16 protein-coding genes are annotated in these 16,173 nt (G+C 40.9%); 4 read left to right on the top strand and 12 right to left on the bottom strand.

Annotated features, from left to right (window positions below; genetic code table 11):
* Positions 1-43: 43 nt before the first annotated feature.
* The 3 genes from NOS7107_RS08095 to NOS7107_RS08085 form a co-directional block, all read right to left on the bottom strand.
* Complete coding sequence (locus NOS7107_RS08095; RefSeq protein ID WP_015112488.1) at positions 44-667, bottom strand: heme-copper oxidase subunit III; 624 nt, start codon at positions 665-667, stop codon at positions 44-46.
* A 111-nt stretch (positions 668-778) separates the two neighbouring features.
* Complete coding sequence (gene ctaD / locus NOS7107_RS08090; RefSeq protein ID WP_015112487.1) at positions 779-2,539, bottom strand: cytochrome c oxidase subunit I; 1,761 nt, start codon at positions 2,537-2,539, stop codon at positions 779-781.
* 57 nt (positions 2,540-2,596) lie between these two features.
* Entirely contained in the window at positions 2,597-3,700 is a 1,104-nt protein-coding gene (locus NOS7107_RS08085; RefSeq protein WP_015112486.1) for a cytochrome c oxidase subunit II, read from the bottom strand.
* Positions 3,701-4,106: 406 nt separating this feature from the next.
* On the opposite strand from NOS7107_RS08085, the gene NOS7107_RS08080 reads away from it, so the two are divergent.
* Both NOS7107_RS08080 and NOS7107_RS08075 read left to right on the top strand, forming a co-directional pair.
* Complete coding sequence (locus tag NOS7107_RS08080; RefSeq protein WP_015112485.1) at positions 4,107-5,090, top strand: heme A synthase; 984 nt, start codon at positions 4,107-4,109, stop codon at positions 5,088-5,090.
* Between the two features lie 307 nt (positions 5,091-5,397).
* On the top strand, positions 5,398-6,351 hold the full coding sequence (locus NOS7107_RS08075; protein WP_015112484.1) for a heme o synthase: 954 nt from the start codon (positions 5,398-5,400) through the stop codon (positions 6,349-6,351).
* A 135-nt stretch (positions 6,352-6,486) separates the two neighbouring features.
* On the opposite strand, the gene NOS7107_RS08070 is transcribed toward NOS7107_RS08075, so the two are convergent.
* Together NOS7107_RS08070 and NOS7107_RS08065 are read right to left on the bottom strand one after the other, a co-directional pair.
* A complete protein-coding gene (locus tag NOS7107_RS08070; protein ID WP_015112483.1) occupies positions 6,487-7,347 on the bottom strand; it encodes a CPBP family intramembrane glutamic endopeptidase in 861 nt (286 codons plus the stop codon).
* Between the two features lie 170 nt (positions 7,348-7,517).
* Entirely contained in the window at positions 7,518-7,952 is a 435-nt protein-coding gene (locus tag NOS7107_RS08065; protein ID WP_015112482.1) for an AbrB family transcriptional regulator, read from the bottom strand.
* A gap of 1,231 nt (positions 7,953-9,183) precedes the next feature.
* Here NOS7107_RS08065 and NOS7107_RS08060 point away from each other — a divergent pair.
* Positions 9,184-10,188: a succinate dehydrogenase/fumarate reductase iron-sulfur subunit gene (locus tag NOS7107_RS08060; RefSeq protein ID WP_015112481.1), complete on the top strand. Its 1,005-nt coding sequence runs from the start codon at positions 9,184-9,186 to the stop codon at positions 10,186-10,188.
* A 25-nt stretch (positions 10,189-10,213) separates the two neighbouring features.
* Here the strand turns inward: NOS7107_RS08060 and NOS7107_RS08055 are convergent, their stop codons facing one another.
* The 4 genes from NOS7107_RS08055 to psbX form a co-directional block, all read right to left on the bottom strand.
* On the bottom strand, positions 10,214-10,741 hold the full coding sequence (locus tag NOS7107_RS08055) for a TolB family protein (protein WP_015112480.1): 528 nt from the start codon (positions 10,739-10,741) through the stop codon (positions 10,214-10,216).
* A 75-nt stretch (positions 10,742-10,816) separates the two neighbouring features.
* Positions 10,817-11,377 carry a TolB family protein gene (locus tag NOS7107_RS08050; RefSeq protein WP_015112479.1) on the bottom strand — a complete coding sequence of 187 codons (561 nt, stop codon included), beginning with the start codon at positions 11,375-11,377 and terminating at the stop codon, positions 10,817-10,819.
* A gap of 51 nt (positions 11,378-11,428) precedes the next feature.
* Positions 11,429-12,343, bottom strand: coding sequence for a Ycf66 family protein (locus tag NOS7107_RS08045; protein WP_015112478.1), 915 nt, complete (start codon positions 12,341-12,343; stop codon positions 11,429-11,431).
* Between the two features lie 259 nt (positions 12,344-12,602).
* Positions 12,603-12,722 (bottom strand): photosystem II reaction center X protein, encoded by a 120-nt coding sequence (psbX, locus tag NOS7107_RS08040; protein WP_015112477.1) that lies wholly within the window; start codon positions 12,720-12,722, stop codon positions 12,603-12,605.
* Between the two features lie 273 nt (positions 12,723-12,995).
* Here psbX and NOS7107_RS08035 point away from each other — a divergent pair, with 273 nt between their 5' ends.
* Positions 12,996-13,289, top strand: coding sequence for a YggT family protein (locus NOS7107_RS08035; RefSeq protein ID WP_015112476.1), 294 nt, complete (start codon positions 12,996-12,998; stop codon positions 13,287-13,289).
* Between the two features lie 200 nt (positions 13,290-13,489).
* Here the strand turns inward: NOS7107_RS08035 and NOS7107_RS08030 are convergent, their stop codons facing one another.
* From NOS7107_RS08030 to NOS7107_RS08020, 3 genes are all read right to left on the bottom strand, one after another.
* Positions 13,490-14,032 carry a hypothetical protein gene (locus NOS7107_RS08030; RefSeq protein ID WP_015112475.1) on the bottom strand — a complete coding sequence of 181 codons (543 nt, stop codon included), beginning with the start codon at positions 14,030-14,032 and terminating at the stop codon, positions 13,490-13,492.
* Positions 14,029-14,478 carry a gamma-glutamylcyclotransferase family protein gene (locus tag NOS7107_RS08025; RefSeq protein ID WP_015112474.1) on the bottom strand — a complete coding sequence of 150 codons (450 nt, stop codon included), beginning with the start codon at positions 14,476-14,478 and terminating at the stop codon, positions 14,029-14,031. Before NOS7107_RS08025 ends, NOS7107_RS08030 begins: the two co-directional genes overlap by 4 nt.
* 477 nt (positions 14,479-14,955) lie before the next feature.
* Positions 14,956-16,101 carry an IS4 family transposase gene (locus NOS7107_RS08020; RefSeq protein ID WP_015110984.1) on the bottom strand — a complete coding sequence of 382 codons (1,146 nt, stop codon included), beginning with the start codon at positions 16,099-16,101 and terminating at the stop codon, positions 14,956-14,958.
* Between the last annotated feature and the right edge of the window lie 72 nt (positions 16,102-16,173).

Here is a 16,173-nt window from a genome sequence, read left to right as displayed (position 1 = left end):
AAGTTATTCGCGTGGAGTGAACAACTTGGTAATTAATTAATACCTACAGTAAATACAGTAATCCGAACAAAATTATCCAAATTACGTCTACAAAGTGCCAGTAGATTTCTGCTGCTTCAATACCGAAGTGTTTTTCGTTACTATAGTGACCGGGAACGCGCGATCGCCACAACACCGCTACAATTGCTAAAACGCCGATGGTAACGTGCAATCCGTGGAAACCAGTCAAAACATAAAACGCACTAGCAAATAAATTGGTAGTTAAACCAAATTCTAGATGGGTATATTCATATACCTGACCCACCAAAAAAGTTGCCCCCATCACGGCGGTAACGGCTAACCAAATCCGCGCACTTCGTGCATCATTCTTTTTAATTGCCGTATCAGCATTGTGCATAACAAAACTGCTGGCAATTAGATTGACAGTATTGACTCCAGGAAGTAATAATTCTAATTCTGGTGTGCCTGCGGGAGGCCACACAGGTAAGGTCGAACGAAAAGCGAGATAGGCTCCAAACAAGCCCATAAAAATCATCCCTTCAGCCACCAAGAAAACAAACAAACCAAACAAGCGATGATCTGGATGTTCTTCGTGATGAGCAACTGTGGCTGTATTATGATGATGATTTAATTCGGTTTTAGCTGGGTCAATGGTTTGACTTTGCATGAATCTTATTAAGTGTAAAGTATGAAAAATGCAGTATGGCTAAGAGCTAGAGAATTTTGAGAGCGAGAATGCTAGATCCCTAGCCTCTCATCCCTAGCTCCTATTCCATCCTTAATCTTTATTACCGGAAACACGTTGTTCCAGGTCAGATTCAATGGTGGGATATGACTCATCAGGCTCAGCACGGAGTACTGAGTTGGGGCCAGCCGATAACAAAGGATTGGGATCGGATAATGGCACACCTTCATTAGCTCTTTCTAAGCCGTAATCGTAAGGCCCTGTAGCTAATACGGGGAAACCATGAAAATTTTCAATTGCTGGTGGAGAGGTTGTCATCCACTCTAAGGTCAGCGCTCGCCAAGGATTATTACCTGCTTTCTCACCATACATCCAACTCCAAATCGCATTGATGATGAAGGGAAAGGTGGAAACAGCAAGTATGTACGCGCCGTAGGTACAGATTTCATTCAGCAGGGTAAATTTGGGATCATACTGGGCGATGCGGCGGTTCATACCCATCATTCCTAGCTTGTGCATAGGTAAGAAGGTCATATTCAGACCAACAATTGTCAGTGCGAAGTGAACCTTACCCCAAAATTCGTTGATCATCCGTCCCGTGATTTTCGGGAACCAGTGATAAATAGCGGCAAAAATACCCAACACGCTTCCACCAAACAACACATAGTGGAGGTGAGCCACGACAAAATAAGTATCGTGAACGTGAATATCAAAAGGTACAGCCGCCAACATTACACCACTAATACCACCAATTACAAAGGTGCCAACAAAACCAATGGCAAATAGCATGGCTGAGTTGAGTTGGATTTTGCCACCCCACATCGTGGCTAACCAGCTGAAAATTTTGATCCCTGTGGGTACAGCAATGATCATCGTAGTGATCATAAAAAACATCCGCAACCAACCAGGAATACCACTGGTAAACATGTGGTGCGCCCAAACTATCAGACCCAAAAAGCTAATTGCTAGAGATGAGTAGGCGATCGCTTTATAGCCGAAAATTGGTTTACGAGAATGTATGGGAATAATCTCGGAAATTGCCCCGAAGAAAGGCAAAATCATGATGTAAACCGCCGGATGGGAGTAAAACCAGAACATGTGCTGGTAAACCACGGGATCACCGCCACCAGTCGGGTTAAAAAATGTTGTCCCTGCTAATAAGTCAAAAGCCAACAAAATCAAACCTGCGGCTAAGACTGGTGTTGACATCAAAACCAGTGCAGAAGTAGCAAACATCGCCCAACAGAACAGGGGCATTTGATGTACTCCCATTCCTGGAGTCCGCATCTTGATTAAGGTGACGAGAAAATTTATCGCCCCCAAAATCGACGACGTACCCAGCAACAGCACACTCATAATCCAAATCCCTTCACCTACTTGGCCTGTCACCAAGCTGAGGGGAGGATAAGAAGTCCAACCGGCATCTGGCGCATCGCCTATAGCTAAACTAGCAACCAGTAATAAACCACCAACAGGAATCATCCAAAAAGCCACAGCATTCAATCGGGGGAATGCCATATCTTTAGCCCCAATCATCAGGGGAATCAAATAGTTGGCAAACCCGGCACCTGCTGGTACAATCCACAAGAAAATCATGATTGTGGCGTGTAGCGTAAACAGGCTGTTATATACTTCTGGGCTGACAAAATCTACTTCGGGAGTGCGTAGTTCTGTTCGCACCAAGTCAGCGAGAACACCGCCAATGCAATAAAAAATGAAGGAAGTGACGAGATATTGAATCCCGATCACTTTATGGTCAGTGTTGAAGGTAAAGTAGTCTCGCCATTTTCTGGCTCCCGGCTCATCAACCCGCACCGGGAAATTGGCTGTTTCTTGTATTTGGGCTTGTGTCATAGGAGTTAGTTATTCAGTTATCAGTTGTCATTGAACAGTTATCAACCTGTTTACTGATTACTGTTTACTGTTGACTGACAAATGGTGAACTTGATGTAAAATTTCTGGCTGAATTCCCATTTCCTTAGTGTAAGGAGCGAGAAATTCATCTGGGGTGAGGTTGGCTGGATTCACAGCAACGGCTTTATTCAAGGTTTCATGACTTGCAACAAGCTGCTCCTGCATCCATTTGTCAAAATTTTCTTGACTTTCCACCACCACTTGGCTTCTCATCGCGCCGTGGTAAGGGCCGCAAAGTTCAGCGCAAATTAGCGCATAATCACCAACTTTATTGGGAGTGAAACGAATTTCGCTCTGTCTACCAGGAATCGCATCTTGTTTCAAGCGGAATTCTGGCACCCAAAAAGCGTGGATGACATCATTAGCTGTCATATTGATTTGCACTTCCCGGCCAATAGGAACATGCAGTTCACCTGTGGTTATGCCGGTTTCTGGATAAGTAAAAATCCAGGCATATTGCAGGCCAGTGATATTAACCGCTAAACTTGGCAACTTACCTGTTTTGTCAGGACTGGAGCCAAGAGTCGGAGCTACACTACCCACACCAGGAGCATTCCGAAGTTGGGGAATCTGATCAGCATTCCGCACAGCGGCGGTGGCTGGATCTTGCATCGCCGCATCAGATTTTTCTTGATTGAGATTGGGTGCGGTGCTGGGAGGAGTATCACTCAAGGTAGCGGCAAGAGCGGCTCCGGGCATTCTCATCGAACTTTGATTTATTGGCGCTTCGTGAACAGCGTGGGGATCGAAGCCACCGATTTCGTTATACACATCAAAGCTATAAACAGAAATACCAATCACAATAATTGCGGGGATCGCCGTCCAGAGTATTTCTAGAGGTACATTGCCTTCCACTGGTGGCCCGTCTTCATTGTCACCAGCACGCCGACGGTATTTAAATACAGAGTAGATTAAAACACCTTCAACAATCAAAAATATACCTACGGAAACGGTCATCATCGAGTTAAATAAACCATCAACTAAGATGGCTTCATCGGAGGCTGCTGTCGGCAACAGACCGTGATTTTGACCGTACCAAAGACTGGTCAACGTTAGTACGATGCCAATCAGTAATGTCCAGATTGAACTTGGAATTTTCACGGCTTACTTAAATTAATTGATTACGTTTTTTCAAACCTGCCCACTTACTAAGGTAGTCTAGGCTATTAAACATAAAGCCAAATGGTCTGAAATTTTTATTAATTTTTTCAGCCACTTTACTATTTCTGAGTAAAAGAGATTTATTAGATACTGACAAGGATAAATAGTGATAATTGGAAAAATTTAAGAAAAAATTTAGGTTAAGAAAATTGTTTGTCAACTGCTTATTGCCCACAACTTGAAAAATACCTAAAGCTTCCGACTAAAACCATCAGAAGTGATTCAAAGTAATAAGTGAAACCCCATCTCTAAACTTGGCTGTATACGCTAGGGTGGAAATGGGTTGGTACGAAAAAATTAGAAATTTTAAGAGAGCTACTACCAAGATCGGCATAAGGAATCGTTCATGAACGAATTTGTCCTAAAACAACAAAATGATGCGGCAGTTGAGCAACAAAAGCCGAAGGAAATGATTCGTCGCTTGGTGTGGAGAATGTCTATAGCCACCTTGATTTTAATGGCTATTGGTTCTGCCACCCGTGTAATGAATGCCGGACTTGCTTGCCCAGACTGGCCGCTGTGCTACGGGGAACTAGTACCAGCCAAACAAATGAATCTCCAAGTGTTTTTGGAGTGGTTTCACCGCTTGGATGCAAGCTTGATTGGTGTGAGCGCGATCGCACTTGCTGGTTTATCTTGGTGGCACCGTCGTTCTTTGCCTGTCTGGTTGCCTTGGGCTGCAAGCTTTGCCTTGTTTTTAATCGTGTTTCAAGGCATTTTGGGAGGACTCACCGTCACTGAACTGCTGCGGTTTGACATCGTTACCGCCCATTTGGGAACAGCACTGTTATTCTTCACCACCCTACTAGTTGTTGGTACGGCTCTGGCTCCCTATCAGGGAACTGGTAATGCCGGGAAACTACCCTGGATTGGTTTAACTGCGGCTGTGTTGGTTTATGTGCAGAGTTTACTAGGTGCTATAGTCGGCTCTCGCTGGGCGCTACACCAATGCTTTGGCACATCTGAACTTTGCAGCGTGATGTACAGCCATATTTTTGGGTTAGTACCGCCAACAGTAGCAACCCTAGCCGTAGTTTTAATTTCTTGGCGCACACCAGCACTCCATCCAGCTTTGCGGCGACTAGCAAATATGGCTGGTGGTTTATTGGTCTTACAAATTTTGTTGGGCGTTGCTACTTTTCGTTTGCATCTGCAAGTCGAGCCGCTAACTGTCTCGCACCAAGCTATCGGTGCGGCTTTACTTGGAACTTTGGTCGGGTTTACTGTTCTCGCATTGCGTGATTGGGCGGCTAATCGTGAAATCAACAGTTTGTCTGTCGGTTTGGCGACAAATTCTTTGCATACCCCAGCCAAAGGCTCGAATCCTTAACTAATACTGGTTTGTGGGAAAACTGATGCGATCGCTACGATGACTGATGACTAATGGTGATAAGACATTAGCCATTAGTCATTAGTAATTAATCGCATCTCCAGTAACTAGAACTGGTGAAAGTATTTTTATCTTCACCTCTGCCTCAGTTTCTCAAACACTAGCCACTCACTGACGCTTCAAATCCAGAAACGGCAAGGTTCAAGATTATCACCCCAGCAAAGATATTCTGGGCGGATCATTCTCCACAACCAGACAGAGCTAAGACTAAACACACATTGTTGACAATTAAGGAAATAGAACCAAGATGATTGAGACTAATGTCTCTCGCCACCACGAAACCTTCCTCCAGGTAATTCAAAGCTATTACCAGCTAACTAAACCGCGAATTATTCCCTTGCTTTTGATTACCACGGCTGGGAGTATGTGGGTTGCAGCAAAGGGACAAGTAGACCCATTACTGTTGTTAGTCACTCTGACTGGTGGTACTCTGGCTGCGGCCAGCGCTCAGACAATCAACTGTATCTATGACAGAGATATTGATTACGACATGGAACGGACGCGCCATCGTCCTATGCCTTCTGGCAGAGTGCAGCCAAGGGATGCGCTAATTTTTGCGATCGCCTTGGCTGTACTTTCTTTTACCCTACTAACAGTGTTTGCTAATTTATTGGCAGCCTGTCTGGCATTTTCTGGCATCGTTTTTTACATACTGATTTATACCCACTGGCTCAAGCGTCACACCACCCAAAATATTGTCATTGGTGGTGCAGCTGGGGCAATTCCGGCGTTGGTAGGTTGGGCAGCTGTGACAAATACCTTAAGCTGGCCTGCGTGGTTAATTTTTGCCATTGTCTTTTTATGGACTCCTCCCCATTTCTGGGCGCTGGCGTTGATGATTCGTGATGACTATGCCAAAGTCGGCATCCCCATGCTCCCAGTAATTGCGGGCGCGACAGCCACAGTCAAGCAAATTTGGTATTATACCCTCATTACAGTCATCGCCACCCTGTTATTGTTTTATCCCTTACACGCCAGTGGGATTATTTATGCGGCGATCGCATCTGGTTTAGGCGGATTATTTATCCGCAAATCTTGGTGTTTATTGCAACAGCCAGAAGACCGCACTGTAGCCAAAGATGTATTTCTCTATTCCATCTCCTACATGATGCTGTTATGTTTAGCAATGGTCATTGATAGTCTGCCAATTACCCATCATTTGGTGAGTACTGTTATTGCTCAGTTGCACTTGTTTAGTTAGGGTAGAACAAAATGAATGCGATCGCACTGGTAGAATGAGGGGTGCGATCGCATTTTTCACTCTTAAAAAATATTAAATAACTATATTTCCAAAATACTCTGCGTTGATCTCAGCGCCCTTTTGCGTTTACAAAGTTTACTTATAAATAAAAAGAATTAACCCAGTTCCTAGAACACAAAAAATCCCTGCTAACCCAGCCAGGGGTTTTTTGTGCTTACCTGTAAACAACTCTGACACTTTGCCTGTATAAGTTATTAATTGCGCTGTATCTATAGTAGCGATCGCCAGCACTAAAGCAGTATGTAATCCCCAGGCTATACCCAAACTGTCTTTATCTGCTATTCTCGCCATCACTAACATCATTCCCATCAGCCACAGTCCAGGTATTTGTGGTAGGGTCTCTTGCTGCTCCCAAACTAAATGCAGCCCTGCAAAAATGGCGCTAGAAATTGCAGCTGCTATCCATATTGGGTAATCTCGCTCTAATTCAGTTAACAAAAAACCGCGAAAAACTAATTCTTCAATACCACCTACCAATAACGCTACTAAGAAAATTGGTAGCAATATACCTGGTAATAACTTAATATTAGACTTTTCTAAATCACACCAACCCAGCCAAAACTGTACAGCGAACATCACACCTAGGCTGAGTAATCCCAAACCAAAACCCAATCCTAAGCCACCCAGCAGGGAAGTATTTAGGATTAACCCATAATCAGCGAAAGACTTTTTACATAGCAAAACTACGCCCCAAAGCACCAAGGGAGCTAATAAATAAAGTGTCACTATGAGAGGTAACTTTTGCTCCGGCTGCAAAGGTTTTGTTGGTCTCCAACCCACGTAAATAGCAGATATGACTGCTAACGGCAACCAACATACTACCCAACTTATAAAAAATGCCATCAAAACAACTGGTACTGAGGCATTTTCGAGAAATGACAGTAAGGAGTTGACTGATGGCTGAAAAAAATTTGCTAAAACAAATAAAAAAAACACGATAGACTTCTCGGTTTATCTTCAAGACTCTACTAAGATTTGTGGCTTGAGCAACATGTCTAATCGTATCGTTTTATTAGTACAGAATTCTTAAACAGAGTTATTGGCTTCTGTAGTAGGGATATATAGTTTCAGGATTTAGCTGTAACTTCTCCCTACCATCGACCAATTTACTCTTCTTCGTCTAAGTCTTCATCTACCTCATCAATATCCTCTGGGGAGATGCCTTTTTTATCGCTTTCACCTAGTTGAATCAGGTGAATATGCTTATATCCCAGTCTAATTTCAAATTCATCTCCGGGCTTTAAACCCATTGCTTTGGTGTAAGTTGCACCAATCACAATTTGACCGTTTTGATGAACGCTAACCCGATATGTCGGTTCGCGGCCACGGCCATCTTTAGGTGCTTCTGGACTTAAGGGAATTCCTCTAGCCGATAGTAAAGCGTCATAAAAATCAGTTAGATTGACGCGCACCTGATTATTCTTAGTAACAGTGTAATAGCCACACTGTTTTGCTCTCTCTCTTCTGGGTAAATTAGAAAGTTCTTTTACCTTAGCAAGCAGTGCTTTTCCAGTTAATGGTGCAGTTGCAGTTTCTGTCATTACGCTCAAATTATCCTTACTCTCTCCAAACTGATAAACTATGTAGTCTAATGCCAGTATTTAACTTTTGAGTATCCGCAAAAAGATGCTCAAAATTTTAAGGAAGGGTTAAATTGCTACTGATATAAGAGCCACAAGCGCCTATTTATGATATTTACCTGCAACAGATTTAAGGTTAAGGTTGTCACAGGCATTTATTTTGGTGATTTTACGGCACTTTTAACCATGATTCGCCATTGAAAACGAAATGATTTTTTCTTTTGGCGCTACTGTAGCGGTGTAACTTTAAGCCACCTTTACAAATGAGGTTGTTTCTACTCTCAATCAGAAGTAGACCCAATAAATTGCAGGTTTTCCACTTTCAGTGCTTGCCTTTATTGCTCTTGATTTGTAGGTTTCAACCGTTCTTCCTCTTAAGCTTAAGACAGCATAGTATTTGAATATGCTCTCTTGGACATACACCTTTTGTCCGAGATATAGAGACAGAAAATTTTATGTCTCTATGTTACGAAAAAACAAAGTAGTGGTCATCGCGCTTGTACGACGATTAAGACTAGTTTTGTTGCTTCGTAATTTTATATTAAATACTAGCATGGACTAATAATAGCAAAATAATTGTTTAAGTTTGAATTTAATTTCCAGACAAACTTTTATCTAAATCATTTAGCTTAACGAGGTAACAAGCAGTCAGGATTTTTATGCGAGTTTATTAGCTATCATACGTATTGCTGCCTCACTTTTAGAAAAATTCATCGGTTTATTATTAGCTTTAACACTTCCCTATCACCAAAAAAATCAACCTTTGGTGATTATTTCCCTGATTTCTGCAATAAGTAGATTTGAGCTATGGGCTTTATTGATATAAAGATGTATTAAGCAGATGAAGTGTATTAAATGGGAATATTTTCGTTATGTAGATAATTAACTGGAGTTAATCTCCCCAAAAATTTTTTGTTTTTAACTTCCAAACAGGTAAGGTGAACAACAAGCTGCGATCGCCTATTTAGGAGTAGGGCTTAGAGCTTAACATAAATCTCGGACATGGTGCTAATACAACTAAAATTTTAATGGTTATCCTTAAACTAGAATCAGTGGCTCTTGACTCATCAGCCTTTTAACACTAGGCATTGAATTAAGAGCAACAAGAGTATAGCTCAATTTTCGCACCTACTAGCCTTTACTTATAATTTTTGAGGCTGGTAAAGCAATTTTAAGACTTTGGTTGGTGGCAATGGAAGTTATTTTTAAGATTATTCGGCAGCAACAAAATTCTGCGCCTGTTGTGCAAACTTACCCTCTAGAGGTAGAACCTGGTAATACAATCCTTGACTGTTTAAATCGAATTAAATGGGAGCAGGATGGCACATTAGCATTTCGCAAAAATTGTCGCAATACCATTTGTGGCAGCTGTGCGATGCGAATCAATGGGCGTTCAGCCTTAGCTTGCAAAGAAAACGTTGGCAGCGAAATTGCGAGATTACAACAAATACAATCGTTGACAAATACCGCAAATCCTCATTTAGAAATCACGGTTGCACCTTTGGGTAATATGCCTGTGATTAAAGATTTAGTAGTAGATATGAGCAGTTTTTGGGATAATTTGGAGGGAGTTACTCCCTATATAAGTACAGCAGCACGACAAATCCCAGAACGAGAATTTTTACAAACACCCCAAGAGCGATCGCTCCTCGATCAAACTGGTAACTGTATCATGTGCGGTGCTTGTTATTCTGAATGCAATGCCCGTGAAGTTAATCCTGATTTTGTCGGCCCTCATGCTTTAGCTAAAGCGTATCGTATGGTTGCAGATTCTCGTGATAGCACCACAGAAAATCGCTTAGAAAATTACAACGAAGGTACTAAAGGAGTGTGGGGTTGTACTCGTTGTTTATATTGCGATTCAGTTTGTCCAATGGAAGTAGCACCCCTAGAACAAATCACCAAAATTAAACAAGAAATTCTTTCACACAAACAAAAAGCTGATACCCGTTCCATTCGTCACCGTAAAGTTTTAGTCGAGTTGGTAAAAGAAGGGGGTTGGATTGACGAACGCCAATTTGGTTTACAAGTAGTTGGTAATTATTTCCGTGATTTAAGAGGATTACTTAGTCTTGCTCCTCTGGGATTAAGAATGATCGCCAAAGGTAAATTCCCCTTATCTTTTGAACCATCTGAAGGCACTGAACAAGTGCGATCGCTTATCGAAGCAGTACAACAAACAAAGTCTGAAGTCTAAAGGCTGAAACTTCAGACTTCAGACTTTATCTAGGGTCTTGGGGTATATCTAATGGTCGCCCAAAACGGTCATAAACTAAAATATCCCACTGCCCGTTATTAGTTGATTCAAAAGCAATCCGACTACCATCAGCGCTAATAGTGGGATTACGAACTTCTGCTTGCAAATTATTAGTTAAATTGCGCGATTGGCGAGTTTCGCGGTCATAAACAAAAATAGCCGATCGCCCCTGACGACTAGCCGCAAACACAACATAACGACCATCTTCCGAAACGCTAGGATGAGAGGCGATCGTATCTAAAGCATTTAAACCTGGTAAATCAATTAAATTACGCGTCAGGGTATCAAACATATAAACATCTTGGCTACCCCGGCGATCGCTACTAAACACAATATATCTCCCCGAAGTTTGCGGATTTAATTCCGAAGCCAAACTATTAATACTCTGTCCTCCCGGATCAAACGGATAACTCACCAACCGGGGATAACCAAAACAGCCAGTTAGTAAACTACAGCAAGCAAATATCGGTATAAAAATAGGGCGATTGGTCATTGGTCAATAGTCATTTGTCAAAAAGTGAGCTACCAAAGGACAAAATTTTACACTTCATACTTCATACTTCACACTTTAATTCGGCGCATTCACAGTAGCACCATTGGGAATATCTAATTCAACATTAGGGCCACGGTCTAAAACTTCAATATCCCATTGACCACGGCTGGCCGTTTCAAAAACAACATAACGTCCATCAGGGCTAATACCCGGATTTCGTACCCAGCCACGATAGACAGGAGTCATGACTTGTGATTGTTGGGTAGCGCGATCGTAAAGAGCTATCACTGGTCTACCTTGGTCGCTAGTTAAATAAACAATATAACGCCCTGTGTAGCTCAAGCTAGGACTTTCACTGATTGTCTCCGAACGGTTTAAACCCGGCGTTCTGACAAATATTTGTTGTTGCAAGTCATACACCAATAATTGATGACTCCCATTACGATTTGAGACAAATGCTAAAAACCGACCGTTGCCACTTAACGTCGGTTGTTCTTCCGTATAACGACTATTCAAAGAAGTAGGCCCAAGCGGAATCTCACCAGTACCACAAGATACCAGTAAGCTGATTAAGCCAAAAATCAGGCTCCAATGAATCGGTCTTTGGAGCCACAAAGTAGGCGTAAATTTATTCACCTCAACTGTTATTTTTTACATCGCCTCTAGCTTACATCTATCCCAACATTTTTATACATCATCAAAATTAGTTGAATTATCTGATTCATCATCAGACCTGTCAATCGGCTTATATGGGACATAATCAGTTGGGATCGCATCATCATCTGCACTCTCACGGCGAGAATTTGTCTCAGCAGGTGGACGACGTTTTCTTTGTCTAGCTGGAACATCATCTTCCCGACTATCTGGACGCTGAGTGCTGTTATTACCACGACGAGAAGATTTTCTCACTTCATCACTGGGATTTTCCCAATCATCTACCTGTCTAGCAGAAGATGAACCCCAACTTTCATCGTCAGATCTCTCAGATGGACGACTTGTTGAACGTGTAGAAGTCCGTCGTCGATTTTTATCCGTTGTTTCAGTCCGTTCATTACCAGTGCTAGTGCGGCGGTTAGCGCGACGAGGTGGTTGCTCCTCATAATAATCATCACGAGATGAGCGTTCATCTTTGCCAGCCCGAATTCTGGGGCGAACAGGCGGTTCTTCTTCCTCATAAGGTAGTGGTTCGTATTCGTCTTCTACCTCAGCCTCATAGTCTCTACGTCGCTTATAGGAATAGTTATCGCTGACTTCTCGTTCTCTATCGACAATTGGAGTGTTGCGCTTGGCTTGCTGCGTAGCAATGCTGCGTAAACGAATACTTTCAACTGCAAAAAACACTGTTGTCCCAACTAAAAGCAACTGACCAAATTGCAGAATCGGGTCTAACCGCCATCCTTGGAAAATCAGAATAAAGCCGCAGAGTAAGCCGACAGCTGCAAAAAATATATCTTGATCTCGTGAAAGTTCTGGGCGTACAGTCCGCAAAAAATACAGCGCTGCCCCAGCCACAGCCAGGAATATTCCTATAATACTGGCTGAGTTCGTCCCTACATTGACCTGAGCCAGAACACTGGCTGAGTTCAGCCCAAAATTTAGCATTGTTCTTTATCCCAATATCACAATCTATGTTAGCGAGTCACAATTAAAATCACTACTTTAATTAATCACAATATAGTTAAGCTCCAAAGCTTCTGGCTCAGAAGATTGGCAGCTATTTATCGATTGCCAGCCAAATAAAAATTGATGTCTGTCAGCTAAGTATACCCTGTCCTCACTAGGAAGATTGCTACTGTTAATGCAATTGGGTAAATAACTGACAGACAATTTGGTATTAGAGTCAAACTGACTCACCAAAGAATTATGAACGTTGGATTTTATCTTTTTGGCTAATGAAAATTAGCCCAACGGTAGCAGGGATAACAACGATCGCAGTACCCCAAGCCAGACTCCAAAGAAAATTTGCTAAAGATGGTGTCATTGTTCTCAACCTTTTTTTACACACTTCATCATAATTCTAATAGTGTAGTACTTCCTTGAGAAGCCTTTTGGTATGAGTCGTAAAACTAGATCTGAGCAGCTAGAGACGCAAAACTAGTATTTTTCGAGACTTACGTGCTATTAATCCAAAATTTAAAATCTAAAATTGCTTGACTAGCATTTGCAATAAAATATATATATTGCTTGACAAAGCTTAAAACTTCCTGACTGACTTCTCAGCATTTTCTTTGTTCAAAACTAGTAGCTCAAACCGATGACTGGCGTTAACTTGACCGTTTGGATTCTCGGCCCGCTGTTGGGACTGATGACATTCCTGTTTATTTTCCGCATTATTCTCACTTGGTTTCCGCAAGTGAATTTAAATCAATTACCCTTCAATCTGATAGCTTGGCCTACGGAGCCATTTTTGCTGCCTTTACGTAAGCTAGTACCACCCATCGGTGGGGTCGATATTACCCCGATTATTTGGGTAGGGATTTTCAGTTTGGTGCGAGAAATCCTGCTAGGACAACAAGGACTGCTTACTATGATGTCTCGTGTTAGTTAGGGGATAGGGGAGGATGCGATCGCACTTCCGACACCAACTTGATCATGTTTGGGGCGATCGCTCTCTGTATTTAATATTCAGCAGCATTCCGGTGTTGCAAACCTATTTTATTTTTTCTGGAATACTGACCCCTTCTGCTACTCCGAGTCAACCAAGTTTTTACATCGATCAGACACAAGTCTCAAATTAAACCATAAAACTCATTGCCTCCGAGAATTATGAACTAGCTTCTTGACAACTTTAGATTTGCCTATTTCAAACTCACCTTCTTTTATATCCCCCAAACTAGAAAATTCTCTGGAAAATACTCTCTTAAATCCTGAAACTGAGTCTGTGACTTGTACTCTGAATAGTAGAAATTGCCCTTTTTTCCAATTGCTTTCTAAGTTATCCCTTGTTTTGAAGCAAAAGTCATAGTCTGTAAAACTCTTTTGATTATTAATACCTTTGATTTCCATTAAGCTACTAGTAATTAAAGAAACATGACAAAATTCACGTATAAATCCGCCGTCTACTTGAAAAGGCTTAATTAAAAATAGTTCTGCTTTTACATCAATTACATCACGCTTAGTAAGGTTTATAATTTTAAACATATATTCAACTTTGTTATCTGAACTTCTACCTTTTGCGATTGAGTCAGAGATAAAAATTTGAGGTTTTATCTTTCTCAAGAAAGCTAGAAAAAGTGCAGATGTTATAAAATTTGATATAAATCCTAGCAGGAAAGCTATGAGGTCATTCATGGAGACTTCTTAACCTTTAGAAGATTCTGATAATACACTTCACTGAACCATTCTCGACCTTTTAGTATGTGGTTAAGATATTCTTCAGTTGGCATAAGACTGGGCTGTGTTCTATTTTTTTGTGCAATATAAGTTAAACATTTGATCTTCTCACCATTACAATCTATGACATCCACATAATCTTTCATATAATCTCTTGGATGATCTTCAAACTTATCTAGATTAGCTATGGATGAGTCACTGATTGAATATATTAGACCCTCGACTTTACAACCTTTGCAAGGTTCAATGTTTGCAAACCCTGCACCTATCAAAGTTTCATCTATTACATTGAAAACCAGTCTCCAGTCTTCAAGGGTTCCTTGTTCAGAGTCATATACTGTGACCCCTCTACTTTTCAACCTTTCCAAGTTTAAATTTGAGCCATAAGCAAAATATTTAATCATAACTCTAGAAAAATATTTATCTTCTTGGCTATTCTACCCCGACCTTCTGTTTAACCCCTCAACTCAGAAACTAGCCGCATAACTATTTGTTAGACGGAAAATTTCTGTATAATGTTTTTCAAACCTAATATATCAAGCATTACAGCTTATATATTGTCTTAAATCTACAGGAAACTTTTTTCTTAAATAGTTTATTTGGATATTATACCGAATTCTTCCATATAATCACCCTTCACGGGAAGATTAAATAGAATTTTTTGTATATTCCTTAGTATTATCAATAATTTTCCCTAAAACATCCTTATTTAAAGGATTAGATATTTTTCTACAAAGAATTATTAAGAGATTAGGTTTAAAAGTATGTGCGGTAAATATAAAGAAATCTAAATATTTACCAACGGTATTCACAAAAGATGAATTTCTTGGAATTCTTCAAGAATTAGCTGAAGTACATCAACTGAAGGGGTGACAAAAAAGTTATAAAGCAGACTGGATAAGAGTCATAGCCCGTAGACCTTGTTGAAAATATGGCAGTTTACTGGGCTTGAGGCGCATCAATTCATGAGCTAAATCAGCCCAAAATTCCATTGCCCCTACCCATAACTGACCATACAAACCAATCCAAAAAGCACTATGTCGGCGGTGCAATCGTTGTAACTCCTTCAGACGACCAACATATTTTTGTAGTCCAGAGGAGCGAGAATTACGACCAACTAAAATAGCACAAGTATAGGCAATAGCAATTAATAAAATCAGTGCTATCAAACGTTGACCATCAGCATAAGTAGATTCGAGATTATACCCTCCAGTTTTACAATCTTTAAACATGGCTTCGATACCACTCCGCAACTTAAATGCTTTAATGGCATCTTTGAGACTATCAAGGTTAGTTAATAAAAACCAGCCAGCAGGCTCAACAACTCCACGATATTTGCGCTTGTAATATCCGGCGAGATTAAAATTGGCAAACCCTTTCTGTTTAGTTGCTTGAATCCCTGTCAAAAAAAACGAGATGCCAGGAGTTAATCCCAAAGATTGTAAGCGTTGGTGTGATTGGTTTTCTTGCCGAATATAAGTACCTTGTTTCTGACGCAATACAAAGTCAATGCCCTTGCTATGTAACCAATTTGCTAGTTTTATACTGTGGAATTCTCTATCTCCCAGTACCAGCATTTGATATCCCTTAAATAACTGCAATAGTGGACGAATTAATTTTTTCTGCTCTCCCAAATTGCTACATCCTTTTTTAGGTAACAATAGCCAGTACACAGGTATTGCTCTTTTTTGTTCTATTAAACTAATTACAAATACATTTTGTGAACGCCATTGTGTTCTATCAATCGCAAATATTAGCCGTTTCTCTCCTCTTTTCAGACTATTTTTCACCCATCGTTTGAGCAGGGGAAACCACAGATATGGAATCGACAACTGAGGTAGTAGTAAAAATCTTTGTATACTCCGCCTCCGACTTTCAAATTTTATCGGTTGTGGAAATACTGTTGCTAGTTTCTCAATTGTCACAGTTTTATGAAATTGCAATAGCATTAGTAAGATTTCTAGCATCTTGTACTGTGCGGGTGTCAGTACATTTTGAAAGCAGTTTTGGTAGAATTTAGGTAACATTATCATTTGATAGGTCTTGTTGAGAATACCTGACCTATCTTTTTTTACCCCAAAACGGTCACGCTCCTCTAT

This window comes from Nostoc sp. PCC 7107 (assembly GCF_000316625.1).
GTDB lineage: Bacteria > Cyanobacteriota > Cyanobacteriia > Cyanobacteriales > Nostocaceae > Nostoc_B.
Note: the sequence above shows the minus strand (reverse complement) of the source record. Positions and strands in the feature narration are given on the sequence as shown.